The sequence below is a fragment of the Pseudofrankia asymbiotica genome (assembly GCF_001983105.1).
GTDB lineage: Bacteria > Actinomycetota > Actinomycetes > Frankiales > Frankiaceae > Pseudofrankia > Pseudofrankia asymbiotica.
This window is the reverse complement of the sequence record NZ_MOMC01000156.1, coordinates 1-2,808: the sequence shown is the minus strand read 5'-3', so window position 1 is coordinate 2,808 and position 2,808 is coordinate 1. Positions and strand designations below refer to the sequence as shown.

3 protein-coding genes and 1 pseudogene are annotated in these 2,808 nt (G+C 66.6%); 3 read left to right on the top strand and 1 reads right to left on the bottom strand.

The window, feature by feature from the left end; all coding sequences use genetic code 11:
* Positions 1-511, bottom strand: a pseudogene (locus BL253_RS42115) (hypothetical protein); the annotation flags it as partial.
* Between the two features lie 175 nt (positions 512-686).
* Between BL253_RS42115 and BL253_RS38900 the strand changes: the two are divergent.
* The 3 genes from BL253_RS38900 to BL253_RS38890 all read left to right on the top strand — a co-directional run.
* Positions 687-1,349 (top strand): TetR/AcrR family transcriptional regulator, encoded by a 663-nt coding sequence (locus BL253_RS38900; RefSeq protein WP_076821131.1) that lies wholly within the window; start codon positions 687-689, stop codon positions 1,347-1,349.
* 178 nt (positions 1,350-1,527) lie between these two features.
* Positions 1,528-2,292 carry a sulfotransferase family protein gene (locus BL253_RS38895; protein WP_081439121.1) on the top strand — a complete coding sequence of 255 codons (765 nt, stop codon included), beginning with the start codon at positions 1,528-1,530 and terminating at the stop codon, positions 2,290-2,292.
* 303 nt (positions 2,293-2,595) lie between these two features.
* Positions 2,596-2,808, top strand: a 213-nt coding sequence (locus tag BL253_RS38890) for a transposase family protein (RefSeq protein WP_131831716.1), incomplete at its 3' end; no start/stop codon positions are given.

Here is a 2,808-nt window from a genome sequence, read left to right as displayed (position 1 = left end):
CATCGTGGGAGACGGCGAACGCGATGTCGTTGGCCGGCGCCTCCGCGGTCGTCAGCGTCGGGTAGGTGTACTGGAAGAACCGGCCCTGATACTGCTTCGGGAAGTAGAAGGAGAACTTCACCTTGCTGTCCCGGAAGCCGCCGCCGACGTAGCGGTAGGACACGGTGACGCCGCTGGTCGGATCTGCCACGGTCCGCTGCTCATCTACGTCGACATAGGGCCGGTTGAGGTCCGGATCGACGCAGGACGCGGTGACGAAAACCGTGCCCCCCTCCTGCTCAGGCGTGCAGGCCGGTCCTGGTGACGGGTCCGTGCTGATGGCTAACGGGCGCCCCACGTCGGTCTTCGTAGGCAACGACGCCCTCGTGGCCGCAGGGGCGGGCTCGCCGTCCGAGGAGCAGGAGGCCGCGGCGACCAGGGCGACCGCCAGGAGCAGCGCCGGCCCCGCCGCCAGTGAGCGGGTACGCAGGCGCCACGGCCAGGCCGCGGCCCCGGGAGTTCTTGATCTCACGTCTGTCTCCCATGTGCGATGTGCTTCGAGGAGCACCTCTGATCTGCGAAAACTGAGCAAAGCATAATGATTGACGTTGTCGCAAGGGTCTGCGTGACCCAGGAAGTCGGGGGCAGGCCGACTCTCGACCCTCTGTTTGGTATCGACTCAGGATGATGGCGCGTATCGTCGTGCCATGGCTTCGACGGCCGGCCGTGGGCGCGGTCGCTACGCGCGGACGGCGGCGCGCCGCCAGGAGATCGCTCAGGCGGTGCTCGACCTCGTGGTCGAGAAGGGGCACGCGAAGGTCACCACCGCCGAGGTGGGAACGCGGGCCGGCACCAGCGAGGCGACCGTCCTGTATCACTTCCCGACGAAGGACCACCTGCTCGTCGCGGCCCTCGAACGGGACGACCAGCTCCTCAGGGCACAGGCCGAACGGGACGGAGTTGCCCTGGCCGATGGCCTGCGAGGCCTCGACCTCGACGCGCTCGGGGACTTCGCGCGGACCGCCGTACGCCGAGAACCCCTGCTGAGGTTGTACGTCGCCGTCCTCGGCCTGGCGGCCATCCCCGGGCACCCCGCCGAGGAGTACATCTCCCGGCAGTACCGGCTCGCCGTCGAGGGCTACGCCTGCCTCGTCGCGGAACGGCAGCGTGACGGACAGGCACACCCCGGGCTCGACCCGACCGAGGTCGCCCGGCAGTTCATCGGCGCCTGGGACGGCCTCAAGCTCCAGTGGCTTCAGTCGCCCGACTTCGACATCGGCGACGCGCTCGTGGGTGCGTTCCGCCGGCTCTCGGGCCAGAACTGGATGGAAGCGGCCCGCACCCTGCTGGAATCCCCGGCAAGTATCTGACGGTCTGTCGGACGATTCGGACGATCTTCGTCTGTCCGGGATCGCGCCGGCCGCCCGGGTGTGCTATACGTCTGTATGGTGCGAGTGTGGAAGGTCCGGTGAGCTGCCACGACGTCCGCGGCCCGCGACCGGAAAAGCTCGTGCTGAACAGTCGATTCTCGGCGGAACGGTGGCGTAGATGGCACTCGATGCGAGTGAGTTAGCGGCGTCCGCGTGTGAGACTGCCGGTTCCGAGGACTTCGGCGGGGAAGCATGGCAAGAGGGCCTCGAGCGACTGGTGGACGCGCTGCGCGGCGACGCGGATCTCAACGGCATCGGTGCCGCCTTCGCTGGCCGCGAGCTCAAGCAGCAGCTCGTCAACCGCCTGAAGATCGTCGCGTACAGCAAGGCCAACCCGGCGGTCACGAAGGCCGACGTCGTACCGCCGGTTGTGATCGTCGGGCATGGCCGCACGGGCACAACGATCCTGCATGACCTGATGGCGCAGGATCCCGCCACACGCGTGCCGCTGACCTGGGAGGTCGAGCGACCATACCCGCCACCTGAAACCGCGACCTATGACACCGACCCCCGTATCGACGCGGTCGACATGAGGCTTGCGGCCATCGGTCAGGTGATGCCGGAGCTGCAGGGCATGCATCCGATGGGCGCCCGGCTCGCCCAGGAATGCGTCTGTATCACGAACGCTGATTTCCGGAGCACGCTGTTCGGCACGGAGTATCGGGTTCCCAGCTACATGACCTGGCTGCTGGACACTGCCGACATGGCGCCGGCGTACCGGTGGCATCGGCAGTTCCTCCAGCATCTGCAGGCGCGTCACCCGGCGCACCGCTGGGTGCTGAAATCCCCGGGCCACATCTGGAGCCTCGGCGAGTTACTCGCGGAGTACCCGGAAGCATTGCTGATACAGACACACCGCGACCCCAGGGCTCCGGCGAGGTAGCGCAGCGTCATGATTGATAGCCGATGGTAGTCGGCCCGGTGATCATTCCTCGGCGTCCGACGGGCGATTGATTATCGCCACAGCTCGTCGCGGATTCCTGCCGTAGAAACTCGTTCTGGCGCTGGCCGTGATTCGACGGCGCGTTCCGCGCCAGGCGGCAGGCAATTGACCCGGAAATGCTTGACGGGATGCAGGCTCCCCGTTGAGAGAGAAGTGGCCTTCCACTTGGGACAATGTAAGTACCACCAAACAAAACCCAAGACAGAAGGCCACCACGTGCCATCATGCCAGCTTGACCCCTGCATGTCCACCGAGCCCGTAGATTGCGAGCGGCTCGACATCTCCAGCCTGCTCGCGATGCTCGGCGAGATTCCCGACCCACGCAAGGCAAAGGGAGCGATCTACAGCCTGCGGTACATCCTGTCGACATCGCTTGTTTCGACGATGACCGGCGCTCAGCGCCTCAGCGAGATCGGCCGCTGGGCCGTGAGAATCCCCCAGCCCCTGCTGGCCCGG

Excerpts from the sequence above, each read along its gene's own strand:
- BL253_RS38900 (WP_076821131.1), top strand. The coding sequence starts at position 687 with ATGGCTTCGACGGCCGGCCGTGGGCGCGGTCGCTACGCGCGGACGGCG.
- BL253_RS38895 (WP_081439121.1), top strand. The coding sequence starts at position 1,528 with ATGGCACTCGATGCGAGTGAGTTAGCGGCGTCCGCGTGTGAGACTGCC.